Below are 19148 nucleotides of genomic sequence, written 5' to 3'. Positions count from 1 at the left end.
CCTATCGCCCCCGGGAACTACCAGGTGTCGACGAACCGCCTCGGCGGCGGGAGTTCGCCACGCGCGGCCGCGGCCGCCAGCGTCGCGGCGATCAGGCTGCGGGTCTGAGCCGGGTCTATCACGTCGTCGATCTCGAACAGCATCGCGGAGTTGAGCGCCTTGGCGTTCTCCTCCATCGCCGCGGTCGCCTCCCGAACCCGCTGTTCGCGCTCGGCGTCGTCGACGATGGCGTCCAACTCCTTGCGCAGGCCGAGTCGCACGGCACCCTCGAGCCCCATCGGACCCAGGTGGGCGCCGGACCAGGCCACGGTCAGCAACGGCTCGTGCAGGCTGCCACCGGTCATCGCCTGGGCGCCCAGCCCGTAGCCGCGGCGCAGGATCACCGCCACCAGCGGCACCCGGATCGCGGCACCGGCCACCAGCATCCGCGAGGCCCGCCGGACCAGTGCCTGGGCCTCGGCGGCCGGCCCGACCATGTAGCCCGGGCAATCGATGAGCGAGACGACGGGCAGCCCGAACGTGTCGCACAACTGCAGGAAGCGCGCGGCCTTGTCGGCCGCGGCCGCGGTGATGGCGCCGGCCATCACCATCGTGTTGTTGGCGATGATGCCGACCGGGCGGCCCTCGATCCGGGCCAGCGCGGTGATCATCTCAGCGGCGAACTTCTCCCGCAGGAACGTCACCGAGTCGTCGTCGGCGATGGTCTCGATGACCGGCTTGATCGGATAGGCCCGTCGAGCCCGCTCGGGAATGGCTGTGCGCAAAGCGGTTTGGTCGGCGGCCGAGCCTGGCGCGGCGACGCCCTGGAAGTAGCCGATGAGCCGCTTGGTGACGGCGACGGCCTCGGCTTCGTCGGCGACGACGACGTCGACGACACCGTTGGGCGACTGTACCGAGATCGGGCCGACGTCGTCGGGTGCGACGTCGCCCAGCCCGCCGCCGGCGATCATCGCCGGCCCGCCCATGCCGATGGAGGTGTCGGCGGTGGCGACGATGAGGTCCGAGCAGCCGGCGATCACCGCGTTGCCGGCGAAGCAGCGTCCCTTGACGATCGCGATTCTCGGCACCACGCCCGACAAGGCCGCCCACAGCTTGAAGGCGCGGGTCTCCAGCGAGGACACCGTCGGGACGTCGGTGTCACCGGGCCGACCACCGCCCCCTTCGGCGAAGAACACCGTCGGCAGTCGCATCCGCTCGATGAGTTCGAACAGGCGGTCCTTCTTGCGGTGCCCGAGCGCGCCCTGGGTCCCGGCCAGCACGGTGTAGTCGTAGGACAGCACGGCACACGGGTGGCCGTTGATCGCGGCGGTGCCGGCGATCAGCCCGTCGGCCGGCGTCCGCGCGATCAGGTCGTCGAGGTCGCGGCGGCCGCGCTGGGCCGCGATCGCGAACCGGCCGTACTCAACGAAGGAATCCGCGTCGACCAGGTCGGCGATGTTCTCGCGCGCGGTTCGCCCGCCGGCGGCGTGCCGGCGCTCCACGGCGTCGGGACGGGACGCGTCTTCGGTCATCGCCCGCCGGCGCAGCAGCTCTTCGAGGTCGGGGCGATCGGTCATCAACCGAACCTAGCGGGCATACACTTGACGCCGACGTGTATGGTCGTTGCCAAGGTGCGCTACATCACATCGACAGCGAGGTAGACCATGACCACCGCGGACGTGTGCCCGTTCGGAGCGGGCTTCGACTTCACCGACCCTGACCTGCTGCTGGAAGGCATGCCCGTCGCCCAGCTGGCGCAGCTCCGCAAGACCGCGCCGGTGTGGTGGAACGAGGCCCCCTCGGTCTTCGACGACGGCGGCTACTGGGTGATCAGCAAGCACCGCGACATCCGCGACATCTCCCGCGACAGCCATCTGTGGTCGACCAACAAGCAGGGCGTGGTGATGCGGTTCGCCGATGACATGACCAAGGACCAGGTGGAGATCACCAAGGCGCTCCTGATCAACCACGATGCGCCTGAGCACACCCGGCTGCGCAAGCTGGTCTCCCGGCTGTTCACTCCGCGCGCAGTGGCCAAGCTGGAGGAAAAGCTGGCCGATGCCGCCCGCGACATCGTGGCTGCGGCGGCCAAAAAGGACACCGGGGAATTCGTCAACGACATCGCGATGCAGCTGCCGCTGCTGGCGATCGCCGACCTGCTGGGCGTGCCGGAAGCCGACCGCCAGAAGCTCTTTCACTGGACCAACAGCATCATGAACACCGACGACCCGGACTTCGACGATGATCCGACGGTGGCCAACGCCGAGCTGATGGGCTACGCGTATTCGATGGCCGAGCAGCGCAGGCAATGCCCGGCCGACGACATCATCACCAAGCTGGTGCAGGCCGACATGGACGGGGAGGCCTTGTCCGAGGTCGAGTTCGCGTTCTTCGTCATCCTGCTCGCGGTGGCCGGCAACGAGACCACCCGCAACGCCATGACCCACGGGATGAACGCCTTCTTCGAGAACCCCGACCAGTGGGAGCTGTTCAAGCGGGAGCGGCCGGAGACCACGGCCGACGAGATCGTCCGCTGGGCCACGCCGGTGCACTGCTTCCAGCGCACCGCGCTGCGCGATGTCGAGGTCGGCGGGGTCACGATCCGCGAGGGCCAGCGCGCCGGCCTGTTCTACAGCTCGGCCAACTACGACGAGGATGTCTTCGACAACCCGTTCCAGTTCAACATCCTGCGCGACCCCAACCCGCACCTCGGCTTCGGCGGAAACGGCGCGCACTTCTGCATCGGCGCCAACCTCGCGCGCATGGAGATCAAGCTGATCTTCAACGAGATCGCCAACCAGATCCCCGATATCAGCAAGCTCGGTGAGCCCCAGCGGCTGCGGTCCGGCTGGATCAACGGGGTCAAGGAACTGCCCGTCTCCTATCGCTAGCCGACAGGCCGGAGATAGCATCCCGGGTCATGGGTCACCCGGGCTGTCAGCCCTATCCCGGCCATCCGCCGCAGGCACCGCCGCCGCGGTCGGCGGCGGACCTGGCGATCTCGATCGTCCTGATGGTGCTGACCGTGGTGATCGGGGCCGGCGGCGCGGTCCTTGGCCTGTTCTCGCTGGCGTTCCTGGACTACTGCCCGCCCGCGACGTGCAGCGTCTCCGGCGCGGTGACCGCGGTGACGACCGCGGTCGGCATCGCGGCGGCGGTCGGCCTGGTGGGCATCATCGTGACCATCGTCGCGCTGGCCCGCCGTAAGCGGGCCTGGCCGTTCGCCGTCGGCACGATCGTGCTGTGCCTGGCGGCGTTGATCGGCGGCGGCGCGGCCTACTCCGCGGCAGTGGGCGGCTGAATCGTGCGCACCCACGGCTGGTCAGGCGCCGCGCCCGCCACCGACGAGGAAGCGGTCGCCCGGATCCTGGCGGCGGCCAACAAGGCTATCGACGCCCGCGGTGCCGACCTCAGCATCGCCGACGTCGCCCGCACGCTGGGAGTCACCCGCCAGACCGTCTATCGCTACTTTCCCAGCACCGACGCGCTGCTGCAGGCGGCAGCCATGGCAGCCGCGAGCGGCTTCCTCGACCGGATGGCCGCCCACCTGGCCGGCATCACCGACCCCGCCGAGGCGGTGACCGAAGGTATTGCCGCCGCGGTGGAAGCGCTGCCGCACGACAAACACATGGGCCTGCTGCTGGGGCCGGAGCGGGTCGGCGCGTTCAGTGCCGAGGTCACCTCCGACGTCGCACTGGCCTTCGCCGGCTCACTGTTGCGCCGCTTCGACGTCGATTGGGCCGCACACGGATTCAGCGACAGCGATCTCGACGAACTCGGTGAACACCTGCTGCGGATCGTCCAGTCGTTCGTGCTCGATCCGGGCCGGCCGCCGCGACACGGTGACGACTTGCGCCAGTACATGCGTCGCTGGGTCGGCGCCGCCCTGCTGCGCGTGGACGAAGAGTCCACGCGCACAGGCGGTTAGGGAGTCGGCGCGGCTACCTGCACCTGCGCAGGCACAGGCATCCCGGTGGCCGCGTGGCCGATCAGGTCGGTCGGCGCGTGAGCCGGCCACATCATCGCTGCGAAGATCGCACAGGCCGACACCACCGGCGGGCAGAGCACCGTCACCGTCGTGTCGACGGCGGTCACCCACTTGGCTGCCTGGCGAGCGACCCTGGCCGGCTTGGACACCGGCTCCGTCCACAGGCTGAGCATGGTCGGGGCGGTCCACGACTGGTCGTACATCGTCATAGAAGTCATAGCCACTCCCATCCGTACCGAGGCCCGCGGCGCTCGATTTCACTTCGGTAACACTGGTGTACTTATGTCACATTTGTGACACGGCCCGATAACTGTTTGCGATCTGGGCGTTTCCTTACCGTTGTCTTATCGACCTCTTTGTTATGAAGCGACCCCGCCGCATTCGGCGATCCGCCGCCGCAGAAACGCCTTGCCGGGTTCGGAGCCGTTGAGATCGATCGCGTCCCGGTACCAGCGCACCGCCTGCGCGTGCCTGCCCGCTCGGCGCAACAAGTCGGCACGCACCGTGGGCACGAGCGCGGATCGGGCCAATCGCGGATCGTGCGCAACCTGCTCCAGAGCCGCCAAGCCGGCATCCGGGCCGTCGCGCAGCCCGATCGCCAGGGCCCGGTTCACCCGCACCACCGGCGAGTCCGTCTGGCGCAGCAGCTGGTCATAGGCCCGGCAGATGGTCCGCCAGTCGGTCTGCTCCCAGCTCGGCGCGGTCGCGTGCGCGGCGGCGATCACCGCCTGCGGAAGATACGGCCCGCTCGCCCCCTCCGCGCGGCGTAGCGCGTCGAGCCCGCGGGCAATCCGGCCGCGATCCCACCGGGACCGGTCCTGCTCGTCGAGCGGCACCAACGCACCGTCGGCATCGACACGCGTGGATCGTCGCGAATCATGCAGCAGAACAAGGGCATACAACGCGCGCGCATTCGGTTCGGCAGGCATCAGCAGGCACATTTCACCGGCCAGCCGGACACCTTCGTCGCACAGCTCGTCCCGGACCGCAGACGGTCCGGCGGTAGACCAGTACCCCTCGGTGAACACCGAATAGATACACGACAGGACGTGCGGGGTGCGTTCAGCCAACAGCTCGGGAGGAGGCACTCGCAGCGGGATGTTGGCGTGCCGGATCTTGCTCTTGGCGCGGGTGATGCGTTGTCCGACAGCGGTTTCGCTGAGCAGGAGCGCGCGTGCGATCTCCGAGACCGTCAGGCCCGATATCAACCGCAAGGTCAGCGCGAGTTGGGACAACCGCTCGAGGGCGGGATGCGCGCAGGTGAACATCATCCGAAGCTCATCGTCGCGCACACCGTGCACCACGCGGTCATCTGCGCGCCCATCACCCTGCACGGCCAGCAATTCCTTTCCCGGGCGCACGGATTCGCGACGTAGGCGATCCCTGGCCCGATTGCGGCCGACGGTGACCAGCCACGCGCCGGGATTGTCGGGTATCCCGTCGCGCGGCCAGCGCCGCAGCGCCTCGGCGCAGGCTTCCTGGACGGCGTCCTCGGCGATGTCCAGATCGCCCGACCACCGCGCGAGCGCGGCCACCGCGGGACCCCACTCCCGCCGGAAGACACCGTCCAGCGAACCCATCTACAGCCCAGACACTCCCGCCAGCCGGCGCAGCTCGACGACCGACGCCGGGATCATCGACGCCACCTTCGTCGCCTCGTCCCGGTCGGCGGCCGACAGGACGTAAAACCCGTTGGCGACCTCGGCGGCCTCGGCGTAGGGACCGTCGGTCAGCACCATCTCGCCGTCGCGCACGCGCACCGTGGTGGCCGTCGTCGGCGGGTGCAGCGGTGCCCCGCCGAGGATGTGGGATCCGGCTGCCCTGCCGAACTCGGCGTGTTCGGCCAGGCCGCGGTCCCACTCCGGACTTCCCGGGACGCTCACCTCGTCGGCGGGTTCGAGCAATAGCGCCAGCCAGTCGGAATCGGTGGTCGGCCGCCCGACCGCGTTCCAGTGCACCGCGGGCCACACCTCGATCGCCCCATACCGGGCCGCCGGAATCTGACGGGCCAACTGCAACGCCTCGTCGAGGTTGTCAGCCTCGAACAGGTAGTAACCGCCGGCCACCTCGGCGCCTTCGGGGTACGGACTGTCGGTGATCACCGGTGCATCCGGTCCGCCGGTGATCCGGACCGCCTCGGCGGCCGGACCCAACGCATCGCCCTCTCGGATCGACGCCGACTCGCGGGCGTGGAACTCGGCGTACGCGGCCATCTCGCTGGCCGCCTCGTCGGCGCTGAGGTTGCGTTCGCGGGTTTGGAGCAGTGCGAAGTAATACATGACGATGCCTCTCGAGGTAGGGCGCGAAACCCTGCTGGTTTCACTTTCTACCTCTACGACGAACGGCGCTCGCAGAATCCGACACTGGGTCGTCGATATCGAGTCAGACGTCAGAGCGAGCTTTTCACAAGAATCGTCACACTCAGTTCTGACTCGACGCACTCAGTCGTCGAGTGTGGTGCCGCTGTGCATCTTGAGCGCGTCGTTGACGTTCGCCTTCTTGTCCTCGCCCTGGCCGGCCTCGGCGGCCTTCTTGCGCTTGGCGACGACTTTGGTGACGACCCCGTCCAGCTTCGAGCCCAGCGGGAAGCCCAGGTAGTGCGTCAAGAAGATCGCCATCTCCTTGAGCTCCTCGCCGGTGAGCTCTTCGTTGTGCAGCGCGGCATTGGCCTGGATCTCGGCCAGATCGGAAATGCCGAGCGCGGTGACGACGGTCAGCGTCATGATCCGCTTGTCACGCATGGACAATCCCGGCCGCGACCAGATGGTGCCGAAAAGGTGGTCGGCGGTGAGTGCGAAGTAGTCGCCCGGCGAGTCCGGCATCTCCCAGCCGTAGACCTCGTTCATCTTGTCCAGGCCCCTGCGGCGCAGTTCGTCCATCGTCACTCCTTCGTGTTGGGCACACCGAGACCGGCGGCCAGATCCCGTAGCGCGATCTCGGCCAACGGCAGCTCAACGCCGTTGGCCTCACCGAGGCCCAGCGCCAACTTGAGATCCTTCTCGGCCAGCCCGCGGGTGTGGATGAACATGTTGTAGACGAAGTGGTCGGGCTGCAGCGGCTTGGTGTCGTCGCGAACCATGATCGCACCGGGTCCGCCGCTCTGAGCGTCGCTGTGCCGTACCACCCGGCCCAGCTTCTGCAAGTCGATTCCCGCTGCCTCGGCCAGCCGCGACGCCTCGCAGGCGGCGGCAAACCCGATGAAGGTCAACATGTTACGTGCCAGCTTCATCCGGGTCCCGGCTCCGGGCTCACCGGCGCGAACCACCATCGATGCCCACTTCTTGAACACCGGCTTGACCAGTTCGTACGCCTCGTCGTCCGCGCCGACCATCACGGCCAGTTCACCTTTGTCGGCGGCACCAGATCCCCCGCTGACCGGGGCATCGACGACGTGAATTCCCTTGGGGCGCAGCTGCTCGGCCAGCTCGGCGGCGGTGTCCGGCTCGATCGTGGAATGGATCGCGATCACGGTACCCGGCTTGGCGTGTGCGGCGAGTTCCCCGACGACGTCGCGGACCTGCTCGTCGTTGAGCACAGTCACCTCGATGACGTCGGCTGTGGCGACATCGGCGACGCTGTCCGCCAGCGTGGCACCCAGTTCGGCCAGCGGCGTCATGGCCTCGGTCCGTACATCGAAGACGATGAGCCCGCCGGGCCACTCGATCAGACGCTTGGCCATCGGCGCACCCTGGTTGCCCAGCCCGATATAGCCGACCTTGATGTCACTCACGAGCGCCGCCCGATTCTCTTCGCGCAAGCGCTCATCGGAAGATCTGTCCGCCGTCGACATTGAAGATCTGGCCGGTGATCCACTTGGCCTGGTCGGAAAGCAGAAACATCAGCATGCCGACCAGATCCTCGGGTTCGCCCATCCGCGACAAGGGAATTCCCTTGACGATGTCGGCAACCATCTCCTGCGGCGTGGTGGTGCGGTTGGCCTCGGTGTCGATCGGGCCGGGCGCGATGGCGTTGACCCGGATGTTCTGGCCGCCGAGTTCGGTGGCCAGCTGCTGGGTGAGGCTGTTGACCCCGGCCTTGGCCAGACCGTAGAAGTTCGAGTACAACCACGCCGCCGTGGACGACTGGTTGACGATCGCACCGCCACCGCGCTTGGCCATCTTCCGGTAGACCGCGCGGGTACACACCAGCGCACCGTCGAGGTTCACGCTCATGAACTTCTTGTAGTAGTCCCAGTCGACAGTGATCAGGAAGTCCAGCTTCATCCCGCCGAAGATCGCGGCATTGTTCACCAGATAGTCGATGCCGCCGAACTCGGCCAGCGTGGCATCGGCCATCGCCTTGGCCGAGACCGGGTCGCTGACGTCGACCGGGAGCGCAAGCGCCGTGCCGCCCTCGCCGGTGATCCCGTCGACGACCTTCTGCGCGCCTTCGGTGTTGATGTCGGCCACCACCACGGCCGCACCCTCGCGGGCCAGGGCTTCGGCGTAGACCTGGCCGATGCCGCCGCCTGCTCCGGTGACGATGGCTACCTTGTCGTCGAACTGTCCCATGTACGTTCCTCTCTCAGGCCAGGGGTGATCACACCGCTGTGGCAATGACTTTGAGCTCCAGGTATTCCTCGAAACCGGCCAGGCCCATCTCGCGGCCGACGCCGGATTGCTTGTACCCGCCGAACGGCGCGTCTGCGGAGTACCAGACCCCGCCGTTGACGTTGACGGTGCCGACCCGCAGCCGGTCCGCGACCGCCTGGGCTCGCTGCGGATCACCGCTGAACACGCTGCCCGACAAGCCGTACGGCGAGTCGTTGGCGATGCGGATGGCGTCGTCGTCGCCGTCATGGGCGATGACGGTCAGCACCGGGCCGAAGATCTCCTCGCGCGCCACCCGGGCGCTGTTGTCCAGGCCGGCGATCACCGTCGGTGAGATGAAGAAGCCCTTGTCGCGATCGGCCGGACGCCCGCCGCCACACGCGAACCGGCCGCCCTCGGTGATCGCGAGATCGAGGTAGGACTGCACGCGATCGCGCTGGCGCTCGGAAATGACCGGCCCGCAGATGGTTCCGGGGTTCGTCGGGTCACCCGGCTTGAGGCCGGCCATGGTGGCTGCGGCCGCCTCGACGGCTTCGTCATAGCGGGCCCGCGGCACCACCAGGCGGGTGGTGATCGCGCAGCCCTGACCGGCGTGCATCGAGGCGGTGAATGCCGACATCGAGCACGCGCCGGCCAAGTCGGCATCGTCAAGCACCAGGAACGCCGACTTGCCGCCGAGCTCCAGGAAGACCTTCTTGATGGTGGCCGCGCCGGCCGCCATCACCGCCCGGCCGGTGTTGGTCGAGCCGGTGAACGACACCATGTCGACCCGGGGGTCGCTGGACAGCAGCGCGCCGACCGAGTGGTCGTTGGAAGTCACGATGTTGACGACCCCGGGCGGAATGTCGGTGTGCTCGGCGATGAGTTCGCCGAGAACCGCTGCGCACCAGGGGGTGTCGGGCGCGGGCTTGAGCACGATGGTGTTGCCCGCCGCCAGCGCCGGACCGAGCTTGGCGAGGTTGATCTGGTGCGGGAAGTTCCACGGCGTGATCGCGCCGACCACACCGACCGCCTCCCTGACGATGGTGCGCTGGGTCTTGATCCCCATCGGCGAGGCGACGCCGAGATCCTGGCGCCACGAATACGTTTCGGCGGTTTCGGCGCTGAACGAGAGATCCTCGATCGGCCCCTCCAGCTGGGCGGCCGCGGTCAGCATCCGCGGGGCGCCCACCTCGGACATGGTGATCTCACGCAGTTCCTCGACGTGCTCTTTCATCGCATCGCGGAGCTGGCGGATGCAGCGCACCCGCAGTTCGGTGTTGGTGGACCAATCGGTGGTGTCGAAGGCACGGCGCGCGGCGTCGATGGCCCGGCTCATGTCCGCGGCATCGCCGTCGGCCGCCGTACCCAGGATTTCCTCGGTCGCGGGGTTGATGGTCGGGTATCTGCCGTTGCCTCCCGGCACCAGCTTCCCGTCGATGAAGAGATCGCTGTTCGCATCGGCCGCAATCGCCATCCCGACTCCCGTCTGCTTCATTGGACACGTGTCCGAGATTCCGTCTTTCGCACCATAGCCGCCGCCGCGTCCATGGTGCAAGGACCATGTCCAACACCCCGCGTTTCACGCCAATGAACTGGCATTTCCGCACGATCTCTTGCCTACGTCGCCACCGTTCCGATAACTTGGACATGTGTCCAGCGATGCGGTACTTGCCGTCACCCCAGATGGTGACGACGCACCGCGTAACCGTCGCCAGGAAGAAACCTTCCGCAAGGTGCTGCGGGCCGGCATGGAGATGTTGCGCGAAACGTCGTACGCCGACCTGACCGTGCGTGCCGTCGCGGCTCGCGCGAAGGTGGCACCGGCGACCGCCTACACCTACTTCTCCTCGAAGAACCACCTGATCGCCGAGGTCTATCTGGATCTGGTCCGTGCGGTCCCCTACTTCACCGACGTCAACGACACCCGGTTGCAGCGGGTGCAGCAGTCGCTGCGCAGCCTGGCTCTGGTGATCGCCGACGAACCCGAGTTCGCCGCGGCGTGCACCACCGCGGTGCTGAGCAACGACGCCGGCGTGCACCCGGTGCGGGACCGTATCGGCACCGAGATTCACAAGCGGATCAAATCGGCGCTGGGGCCGGACGCCGATCCGCGGATCGTGTCCGCATTGGAAATGACGTACTACGGCGCGCTCGTGCACGCCGGCAGCGGCACCTTGAGCTACCGCGAGGTCGCCGACCGGATGGGATACGTCGCGGGACTTATCTTGGGAGAGAACCAATGAATGTGCAGACTCCAGACCGACATGTCGACCTGGTGCTCGATCCCTACAGCTACGACTTCCACGAGGATCCCTACCCGTACTACAAGCGGCTGCGCGACGAAGCTCCGCTGTACCGCAACGAGGAACGCAACTTCTGGGCGCTGACCCGTCATGCCGACGTGCACAAGGGATTCCGCAACACCACCGCGCTGTCCAACAAGCTGGGCGTTTCACTGGACCCGATCTCGCGCACCCCCGAGGCGCACCGCACGATGTCGTTTCTGGCCATGGACGATCCCGGCCACCTGCGGCTGCGCACCCTGGTCTCCAAGGGCTTTACACCCCGGCGTATCCGCGAACTCGAAGCGCGGGTACTGGAGCTGACCAGGGAGCATCTGGATTCCGCACTGGAGAACGAAAGCTTCGACTACATCACCGAATTCGCCGGCAAGCTGCCGATGGACGTGATCTCGGAGCTGGTGGGTGTGCCCCGCGAGGACCGCCAGCATCTGCGTGCCCTGGCCGACGGGGTGATGCACCGCGAGGACGGGGTACCCGACGTGCCCCAGTCGGCGATCGAGGCATCGATGGATCTGCTGGTCTACTACGCCGACATGGTGACCCAGCGTCGCAAGAAGCCCTCCGAGGACCTCACCTCGGCGCTCGTCGAGGCCGAGATCGACGGCGACCGACTCGGCGACGACGAGATCATGGCGTTCCTGTTCCTGATGGTGGTGGCCGGCAACGAGACAACCACCAAACTGCTCGGCAATGCCGCGTTCTGGGGCGGCCGCAACCCCGATCAGCTCGCGCCGGTCTACGCCGACCGCTCACGAGTGGTCGACTGGGTGGAGGAGACCTTGCGCTACGACACCTCGAGCCAGATCCTGGCCCGCACGGTCGTCGACGACATCGAGTTCTACGGCACCACCTTGCACGACGGTGACGTGCTGCTGTTGGTGCCCGGCGCGGCACATCGCGACGAGCGGGTGTTCGACGACCCCGACGAATACCGGATCGGCCGCGAGATCGGTTCCAAGCTGCTCAGTTTCGGCAGCGGTGCACACTTCTGCCTCGGCGCCCACCTGGCCCGGATGGAGGCTCGGGTGGCGCTGACCGAATTGTTCGAACGTATCCGCGGCTACGAGGTCGACGAGGCCAACGCGGTACGTGTCCATTCCAGCAACGTGCGCGGATTCGCCCACCTGCCGATCACCGTGAAGAAGGTCTGATGCCCCGTTTCGATCCACTGCCCGACCGCAGGCCCGCCATCGTCGCGGGTGCCTCGTCCGGTATCGGCGAGGCCACCGCCATCGAGCTCGCCGCGCACGGATTTCCGGTCGCGCTCGGCGCCCGCCGTGTGGAGAAGCTCGACGACATCGTCGGCAAGATCAATGCCGACGGCGGCGAGGCGGTTGGCTTCCACCTCGATGTGACCGATCCTGACTCGGTGAAATCGTTTGTCGCACAGTCGACCGACGCCCTCGGCGAGATCGAGGTGCTGGTCGCGGGCGCGGGTGACACCTACTTCGGCAAGCTCGAGGAGATCAGCCCCGACGACTTCGACTCACAACTGCAGATCCACCTGGTCGGCGCCTTCCGGCTGGCCAACGCCGTGCTGCCCGGCATGCTGGATCGCCGGCGCGGCGATCTGATCTTCGTCGGATCCGACGTGTCGCTGCGCCAGCGCCCGCACATGGGCGCCTACGGCGCGGCCAAGGCAGCACTGGTCGCCATGGTCAGCAACTTCCAGATGGAGCTCGAGGGCACCGGCGTACGAGCGTCGATCGTGCACCCCGGTCCGACGAAGACCTCGATGGGCTGGAGCCTGCCCGCAGAGAAGATCGGTCCGGCACTGGAGGACTGGGCCAAGTGGGGGCAGGCCCGCCACGACTACTTCCTGCGCGCGGCCGACCTCGCGCGGGCCATCACGTTCGTCGCGGAAACCCCGCGCGGCGGGTTCATCGCCAACATGGAACTGCAGCCCGAAGCACCGCTGGCCGACAACACGGAGCGCCAGAAGCTTGCCCTCGGCGAGAAAGGAATGCCAGGACAATGACGATCACCAAAGAGGTGCAACGCGTCTCCGGTGGCGAGGAGGAACACGGCCACCTCGAGGAGTTCCGCACCGATCCGATCGGTCTAATGAAGCGCATCCGGCAGGAGTGCGGTGACCTCGGCTGGTTCCAACTCGCCGACAAACAGGTGATCCTGCTGACCGGGTCGGAGGCCAACGAGTTCTTCTTCCGCTCCCCCGATGCCGACCTCAACCAGGCCGAGGCCTACCCGTTCATGACACCGATCTTCGGCGAGGGTGTGGTGTTCGACGCCGACCCCGAGCGCCGGGCGGAGATGCTGCACAACACGGCACTGCGCGGTGAGCAGATGAAGGGTCACGCCGCGACCATCGAGAACGAAGTCCGCCGGATGATCGAGAACTGGGGCGAGGAAGGCGAGATCGATCTGCTGGAGTTCTTCGCCGAACTGACGATCTACACCTCGACGGCCTGCCTGATCGGGCTGAAGTTCCGCAACCAGCTCGACTCGCGGTTCGCGAACTACTATCACCTGCTCGAGCGCGGCACCGACCCGCTCTGCTACGTCGACCCGTACCTGCCGATCGAGAGTTTCCGGATTCGCGACGAGGCCAGGGCCAGCTTGGTGGAGCTCGTGCAGGAGGTCATGAACGGCCGAATCGCCAACCCGCCCACCGACAAGAGCGATCGCGACCTGCTCGACGTACTCGTGTCCATCAAGGACGAGGAGGGCAATCCCCGGTTCTCGGCCAACGAGGTCACCGGCATGTTCATCTCGCTGATGTTCGCCGGGCACCACACCAGCTCGGGCACCTCGTCGTGGACGCTGATCGAGCTGCTGCGCCACCCCGACTTCTACGCCAAGGTGCAACAGGAGCTCGACGACCTGTACGCCGACGGCCAGGAGGTGAGTTTCCATGCGCTGCGCCAGATCCCGAACTTCGACAACGCGCTCAAGGAGACCCTTCGCCTGCACCCGCCGCTGATCATCCTGATGCGGGTCGCACAGGACGAGTTCGAGGTCGAGGGCTATCCGATCCACAAGGGCCAGATGGTCGCCGCCTCGCCGGCGATTTCCAACCGGATCCCCGAGGACTTCCCCGACCCGGACGCCTTCGACCCGGACCGCTACGAGAAGCCCCGGCAAGAAGACATCGTCAACCGCTGGACCTGGATCCCGTTCGGGGCCGGCCGACACCGCTGCGTGGGTGCGGCGTTCGCCCAGATGCAGATCAAGGCGATCTTCTCGGTTCTGTTGCGGGAGTATGAGTTCGAGATGGCTCAGCCCCCAGAGAGCTACCGCAACGACCACTCCAAGATGGTCGTCCAGCTGGCCAGGCCCGCGAAGGTCCGCTACCGCAAGCGCACGTCGTAGGAGTCGATCATGGGTTGCTACCGCATCGAACTCGACGAGGATCTGTGCCAGGGACACGCCATGTGTGAACTGGAGGCACCCGACGTCTTCAAGGTGCCCAAACGCGGACCGGTCGAGATCCTCGACAGCGAACCACCCGACGAGATGCGCGACGACGTCGAGCGCGCCGTAGAGATGTGTCCCACCCGAGCACTGTCCATCACCGAAGTCGACGAAGCCTGAGCGAGGTACGAGCTCAGGTGAGGAGACGAGCAACCATCCCCCGAAGTCGACGAAGCCTGAGCGAGGTACGAGCTCAGGTGAGGAGACGAGCAACCATCACCGAAGTCGACGAAGCCTGAGCGAGGTACGAGCTCAGGTGAGGAGACGAGTAACCATCACCGAGAAATAGAAATAGAGAAGGCGGAACAATGGCGTCACGCGAACAACTGGACGACTGGGTGCAGCGCTGGCTGCAGGCCAACAAGGACTCCGAAGCGGCAGGCGACTGGACCAACCTGGCGGAGTTCTACACCGAAGACGCCACCTACGGCTGGAACATCGGCCCCAAGGAAGACGTCATGTGCGTGGGCAAGGACCAGATCCGCGAGGTGGCGCTGGGCCTGGAGATGGAAGGCCTGGAGAACTGGGTCTACGAGTACCAGAAGGTGCTGATCGACGAGAAGCAGAACGAGATCGTCGGCTTCTGGAAGCAGATCGCGCACAAGAGCGACGGCAGCACCGACGAGATCTACGGCATCGGTGGCAGCTGGTTCCGGCTCAACGACGATCTGATGATCGAGTGGCAGCGCGACTTCTTCGACTTCGGCCACGTGCAGAAGGCGTTCGTGAAGCTGATCTCGTCCGGTGACCTGACGCCGACCATGCAGAAGCGCATCGAGCGCAGCGTCGCGGGCGAGAAGCTGCCCGGTTACTACCCCCTCGGTGAGGCACCCGTTCCGATCTGGTGAATACTCGACAGGCGTCAAGTTGCTGGCCCCGGCGGTGACGTCGAAGGTGACGGAGGTCATAATGGTCAGCAGGACAGGAACACGTTCTAATTTCGACCTAGATTGACCATCCGGCACGGCCGGCCGCCCTGGAGGAGACCGGGGTCGGGTTTTGCGAGTGGAGGTTCGCGGTGAAGACAAAAGGTGCTCTCATCTGGGAGTTCAACCAGCCATGGTCGATCGAGGAAATCGAGATCGGCGATCCGGTCAAAGACGAAGTCAAGATTCAGATGGAAGCTTCGGGCATGTGCCACAGCGACCATCACCTGGTGACCGGCGACATCCCGATGGCGGGATTCCCGGTGCTCGGCGGTCATGAGGGCGCCGGCATCGTCACCGAGGTCGGCCCGGGTGTCGAGCACCTGGCGCCCGGCGATCACGTGGTGCTGTCGTTCATCCCGTCGTGTGGTGAATGTCCGGCCTGCCAGGAAGGGCTGCGCAACCTGTGCGACCTGGGCGCGGGCCTGCTGGCCGGCACCGCCGTATCCGACGGCACGCACCGCATCCATGCGGTGAAGAACGGCCAGCCGGTCATCCCGATGACGCTGCTGGGCACCTTCAGCCCGTACATGGTGGTGCACAAGAGCTCGGTGGTGAAGATCGACCCCTCGATCCCGTTCGAGGTGGCCTGCCTGGTGGGTTGCGGCGTCACCACCGGTTACGGATCGGCCGTCCGCAGCGGCGACATCCGCCCCGGTGACGACGTGGTGATCGTCGGCCTGGGCGGCGTCGGCACCGGCGCCCTGCAGGGTGCGCTGAACGCCGGCGCGCGCAACATCTTCGCCGTCGACCCGGTCGAGTTCAAGCGTGACAACGCGCTGAAGTTCGGCGCGACGCACGCCTATCCGGACATCTTCAGCGCGATGGCCGGAGTCGCCGACGTCACCCAGGGCCGGATGGCGCACAAGACCATCGTCACCGTGGGCGAGCTCAAGGGCGAGGACATCGACCACTACATGAACATCACCGCCAAGGGCGGCACCGTGGTGGCCACCGCTGTCGCCAACATGGCCAGCAATGACGTCAAGCTCAACCTGGCGATGCTGACCCTGATGCAGAAGCGCCTGCAGGGCACCATCTTCGGCGGCGGCAACCCGCACTACGACATCCCGCAGCTGCTGTCGATGTACAAGGTGGGCCGGCTCAACCTGGACGACATGGTGACCCGCCAGTACCGCCTGGAGCAGATCAACGAGGGCTACCAGGACATGCTCGAGGGCCGCAACATCCGCGGCGTGATCCGTTACACCGACGAGGACCGCTGACCTGCGCGTGTCGTGTTCGGACCTTCCGGGCCGTGCCCGCCTTGCCGATAGGCGCGGGCACGGCCCGGAGCTCATGGTGCCGCGGACATGAGCACCTTCGCGAACCTGTTGCGCCCCGGCCAGATCGGGTCGATGGCACTACGCAACCGGCTCGTGATGTCTCCGATGGAGACGATGTACGGCACCCCTGACGGACTCCCGTCGCAGCGCACCCGCGATTACTTCGCCGCCCGCGCCAAGGGCGGGGTCGGGCTGATCACCGTGGGCGCCACCGGCATCGACCATCTGCACCCCGAAACTCCCGGCGGCCTGCACCTGGGCACCGACGACGCGGTGAGCGCGCACCGCGCCCTCGTCGACGCGGTGCACGAACACGGCGCGAAGATCCAGCCCCAGATCGTGCACGCCGGACCCGATGGACTGGGCCCCGAAATGCACGGTGTCACCTCGCTGGGCCCGTCGGTGATCCCCTCATATCTGACCGGGCGCCCGTCGGCCGAAGTGACCCGGGCACAGCTGACCGAGATCATCGATCTGTTCAAAGCCGCGGTGCGTCGTGCCGCCGAGGCGGGCTACGACGGAATCGAACTGCACGCCGCCCACGGCTACATGTTCCTGGGTTCGTTCCTCGCCCCGCAGCGCAACCGGCGCACCGATGACTACCGCGGTGATTCGGTCAACGGCCGCATCGCGGTGGTATTGCAGGCACTGGCGGCCATCCGGTCCGAAATCGGCGACGCACTGCCCGTGACGCTGCGAATCTCCGGCTACGAACGGGTGGCCGGCGGTCGCCCGAGCTACGAAACCGCGCAGGTGGCACCGCAACTGGTCGCCGCCGGGGTGGACGCCTTCCACGTCAGCGGTGGCGTGATCGATCGGCTGGTGACCGGGATGGTCAACGCCGCCGACGACGGGGACGCACTCAACGTCGGCGCCGCGGCCGCGGTGAAGCAGGTGGTGGACGTACCGGTGATCGCCGTGGGCCGCATCCACGATCCGGCGCGTGCCGAGCAGATCCTGGCCGACGGCCGGGCCGACTTCATCGCGATGGGACGGCCGATGCTGGCCGACCCCGAGCTGGCCGCCAAGATCCAGGCCGGGCAGGCCGACCGGGTACGGCGCTGCATCTCGTGCGAGAACTGCATCGATGCCATGGAGCAGCGGTTCTCGGTCGACTGCGCGGTCAATCCGCGCACCGGCAAGGAACGCCAGCTGGCCGTGCACCCCGTCACGCACGGCAAGCGGGTCGTGGTCGTCGGCGGCGGGCCCGGCGGCCTGGAAGCGGCCCGGGTGGCCGCCGAACGCGGCCACCGGGTGAGCTTGTTCGAACGCACCGCCCAACTCGGCGGCGCACTGGTGTGGGCGTCGATCCTGCACCCCGAGAACGAACCGTTCCTACGGTATCTGCGCACCGAGATCGCGCGCAGCACAGTACGTGTCGAGCTGTCCCACGGGGTCGACGCCGACGAGATCGCCGCCTTGGACCCCGACGCCGTGATCGTGGCGACCGGAGCCGGTATCGCGGTCCCGCGCATCGACGGCGACGAGCGTCCGCATGTGCACAGCGGCCCCGCACTGCGCGAGCTGCTGGCCGGACGCGCCGGACCGGAGCAGCCCGGCTGGCAGCGGTTGGGGGCTGCGGCGCTGTCCGGTTGGCGGCAACGGCTGGTCCAGCCGGCGGCCGTTCGGCTGGCAAGCCGGGCCTGGCTGCCCCTCGGACGCCGGGTGGTGATCGTCGGCGGCGACCTGGTCGCCATCGAGCTGGCCGAATTCCTCAGCAGCCGAGGTCGATTCGTCACCGTGCTGGAGTCCGGGCGTGCCATCGCCCCCGAGGTCGGCCTCAAGCGCCGCACCGAACACATGGACCGGCTCGACCGGCTGGCGGTGCCGGTACATGTCCGCGCCGAGGTGCACCGGATCACCGACGACGCGGTGGCGTTCACCCCCTACGGCGGAAGCCCGCGGGAGCTGGCCGCAGACAGCGTGATCGTCGCCGGGCATCCGGAGGCGGACACCGCGCTGCACGACGCCGTCGTCGACCTGCTGCCCGACGCCACGGTGCATGCGGTCGGCGACTGCACCGGTCTGGGACTCATCCGCAAAGCCACCGAAGACGGCGCACGCGCCGCCTGCGCAGTCTGACAACCCGGCAGTATCCGACACCCAGGAGGAACGATGACCACAACCGAACAGACGCCGGCGCTGGCCGCCTCGCAGGCATCCTGGAAGTGCGTGATGTCGCACGACCGCGAGGGCTGGCTGGGGCTGATGGCCCCGGACGTCGTCATCGAGGATCCCATCGGCCAGGCCATCACCAACCCCGACGGCGAAGGTGTCCGCGGCAAGGAAGCCGTGGCGGCCTTCTACGACGCCAACATCTCGGTCAACAACTTGCGGGTCACCTGCGAGGAGACCTTCCCGTCCAGCTCACCCAACGAGGTAGCCCATATCCTGGTGCTGCGCAGCCAGTTCGAGGGCGGGCTGACCAGCACCGTGCGCGGCGTGTTCACCTACCGCGTCGACGACGCCGGCCTGATCACCAACATGCGCGGCTACTGGAACATGGACGGCATGCAGTTCGGCCAGGCGGCCGCCGCCGACGGTGAGTGACCGGCCACTCGACGGATTCGGCACGGTCGTCGTCGGCGGCTCGCGGGGCATCGGCGCCGCCGTCTCGGCGCTGCTGGCCGACTGCGGAGCGGGCGTGGTCGTCAACGGCCGCGACGCGGCAGCAGTCGAAGCGACCGTCCGTGCGATCGGCG

Annotated in this window: 20 protein-coding genes and 1 pseudogene; 13 read left to right on the top strand and 8 right to left on the bottom strand. The window is 67.2% G+C overall.

Annotated features, from left to right (window positions below):
- Nucleotides 1–17: 17 nt before the first annotated feature.
- Nucleotides 18–1556, bottom strand: a complete 1539-nt coding sequence (locus tag MSZK_RS24790; protein ID WP_099251181.1) for an acyl-CoA carboxylase subunit beta — start codon at nt 1554–1556, stop codon at nt 18–20.
- An 87-nt stretch (nt 1557–1643) separates the two neighbouring features.
- Between MSZK_RS24790 and MSZK_RS24785 the strand changes: the two genes are divergently transcribed.
- Genes MSZK_RS24785 through MSZK_RS24775 form a run of 3 tightly spaced genes read left to right on the top strand, consistent with a single transcriptional unit; the run spans nt 1644 to nt 3907 of the window.
- Nucleotides 1644–2870, top strand: a complete 1227-nt coding sequence (locus MSZK_RS24785) for a cytochrome P450 (protein ID WP_099251180.1) — start codon at nt 1644–1646, stop codon at nt 2868–2870.
- Between the two features lie 29 nt (nt 2871–2899).
- Nucleotides 2900–3280, top strand: coding sequence for a hypothetical protein (locus MSZK_RS24780; protein ID WP_099251179.1), 381 nt, complete (start codon nt 2900–2902; stop codon nt 3278–3280).
- Nucleotides 3281–3283: 3 nt separating this feature from the next.
- Nucleotides 3284–3907: a TetR/AcrR family transcriptional regulator gene (locus tag MSZK_RS24775; RefSeq protein ID WP_099251178.1), complete on the top strand. Its 624-nt coding sequence runs from the start codon at nt 3284–3286 to the stop codon at nt 3905–3907.
- Here the strand turns inward: MSZK_RS24775 and MSZK_RS24770 are convergent.
- The 7 genes from MSZK_RS24770 to MSZK_RS24740 all read right to left on the bottom strand — a co-directional run bounded on the left by MSZK_RS24770 (nt 3904) and on the right by MSZK_RS24740 (nt 9973).
- Nucleotides 3904–4185: a hypothetical protein gene (locus MSZK_RS24770; protein ID WP_142390003.1), complete on the bottom strand. Its 282-nt coding sequence runs from the start codon at nt 4183–4185 to the stop codon at nt 3904–3906. The genes MSZK_RS24775 and MSZK_RS24770 overlap by 4 nt on opposite strands.
- A 141-nt stretch (nt 4186–4326) precedes the next feature.
- Nucleotides 4327–5547: an RNA polymerase sigma factor gene (locus MSZK_RS24765; protein ID WP_099251176.1), complete on the bottom strand. Its 1221-nt coding sequence runs from the start codon at nt 5545–5547 to the stop codon at nt 4327–4329.
- A complete protein-coding gene (locus MSZK_RS24760) occupies nt 5548–6246 on the bottom strand; it encodes a YciI family protein (protein ID WP_099251175.1) in 699 nt (232 codons plus the stop codon).
- A 162-nt stretch (nt 6247–6408) separates the two neighbouring features.
- A complete protein-coding gene (locus MSZK_RS24755; RefSeq protein ID WP_099251174.1) occupies nt 6409–6846 on the bottom strand; it encodes a carboxymuconolactone decarboxylase family protein in 438 nt (145 codons plus the stop codon).
- A 2-nt stretch (nt 6847–6848) separates the two neighbouring features.
- Nucleotides 6849–7697 carry an NAD(P)-dependent oxidoreductase gene (locus MSZK_RS24750; RefSeq protein ID WP_099251217.1) on the bottom strand — a complete coding sequence of 283 codons (849 nt, stop codon included), beginning with the start codon at nt 7695–7697 and terminating at the stop codon, nt 6849–6851.
- Between the two features lie 31 nt (nt 7698–7728).
- Complete coding sequence (locus MSZK_RS24745) at nt 7729–8478, bottom strand: SDR family oxidoreductase (protein WP_099251173.1); 750 nt, start codon at nt 8476–8478, stop codon at nt 7729–7731.
- A 28-nt stretch (nt 8479–8506) separates the two neighbouring features.
- Nucleotides 8507–9973: an aldehyde dehydrogenase gene (locus MSZK_RS24740; protein ID WP_099251216.1), complete on the bottom strand. Its 1467-nt coding sequence runs from the start codon at nt 9971–9973 to the stop codon at nt 8507–8509.
- 175 nt (nt 9974–10148) lie between these two features.
- Between MSZK_RS24740 and MSZK_RS24735 the strand changes: the two genes are divergently transcribed.
- The 10 genes and pseudogenes from MSZK_RS24735 to MSZK_RS33220 form a co-directional block, all read left to right on the top strand.
- The gene (locus MSZK_RS24735; protein ID WP_099251172.1) at nt 10149–10742 is read left to right on the top strand and encodes a TetR family transcriptional regulator; all 594 of its coding nucleotides are present in this window, start codon (nt 10149–10151) and stop codon (nt 10740–10742) included.
- A complete protein-coding gene (locus MSZK_RS24730; protein ID WP_099251171.1) occupies nt 10739–11953 on the top strand; it encodes a cytochrome P450 in 1215 nt (404 codons plus the stop codon). The genes MSZK_RS24735 and MSZK_RS24730 overlap by 4 nt, the downstream gene beginning before the upstream one ends.
- Nucleotides 11953–12780 carry an SDR family oxidoreductase gene (locus tag MSZK_RS24725; RefSeq protein WP_099251170.1) on the top strand — a complete coding sequence of 276 codons (828 nt, stop codon included), beginning with the start codon at nt 11953–11955 and terminating at the stop codon, nt 12778–12780. The genes MSZK_RS24730 and MSZK_RS24725 overlap by 1 nt, the downstream gene beginning before the upstream one ends.
- Nucleotides 12777–14132, top strand: a complete 1356-nt coding sequence (locus tag MSZK_RS24720) for a cytochrome P450 (protein WP_099251169.1) — start codon at nt 12777–12779, stop codon at nt 14130–14132. Before MSZK_RS24725 ends, MSZK_RS24720 begins: the two co-directional genes overlap by 4 nt.
- 9 nt (nt 14133–14141) lie before the next feature.
- The gene (locus MSZK_RS24715) at nt 14142–14354 is read left to right on the top strand and encodes a ferredoxin (protein ID WP_099251168.1); all 213 of its coding nucleotides are present in this window, start codon (nt 14142–14144) and stop codon (nt 14352–14354) included.
- Between the two features lie 188 nt (nt 14355–14542).
- Complete coding sequence (locus MSZK_RS24710; RefSeq protein ID WP_099251167.1) at nt 14543–15082, top strand: nuclear transport factor 2 family protein; 540 nt, start codon at nt 14543–14545, stop codon at nt 15080–15082.
- 170 nt (nt 15083–15252) lie between these two features.
- A complete protein-coding gene (locus tag MSZK_RS24705; protein WP_099251166.1) occupies nt 15253–16386 on the top strand; it encodes an NDMA-dependent alcohol dehydrogenase in 1134 nt (377 codons plus the stop codon).
- Nucleotides 16387–16473: 87 nt separating this feature from the next.
- Nucleotides 16474–18528 (top strand): FAD-dependent oxidoreductase, encoded by a 2055-nt coding sequence (locus MSZK_RS24700; RefSeq protein ID WP_099251165.1) that lies wholly within the window; start codon nt 16474–16476, stop codon nt 18526–18528.
- Nucleotides 18529–18561: 33 nt separating this feature from the next.
- Entirely contained in the window at nt 18562–18996 is a 435-nt protein-coding gene (locus MSZK_RS24695) for a nuclear transport factor 2 family protein (RefSeq protein WP_099251164.1), read from the top strand.
- Nucleotides 18989–19148: pseudogene (locus tag MSZK_RS33220) on the top strand (short-chain dehydrogenase); the annotation flags it as partial. The gene MSZK_RS24695 and the pseudogene MSZK_RS33220, both read left to right, overlap by 8 nt.

Source organism: Mycobacterium sp. shizuoka-1 (assembly GCF_002723835.1).
GTDB lineage: Bacteria > Actinomycetota > Actinomycetes > Mycobacteriales > Mycobacteriaceae > Mycobacterium.
Note: the sequence above shows the minus strand (reverse complement) of the source record. Positions and strands in the feature narration are given on the sequence as shown.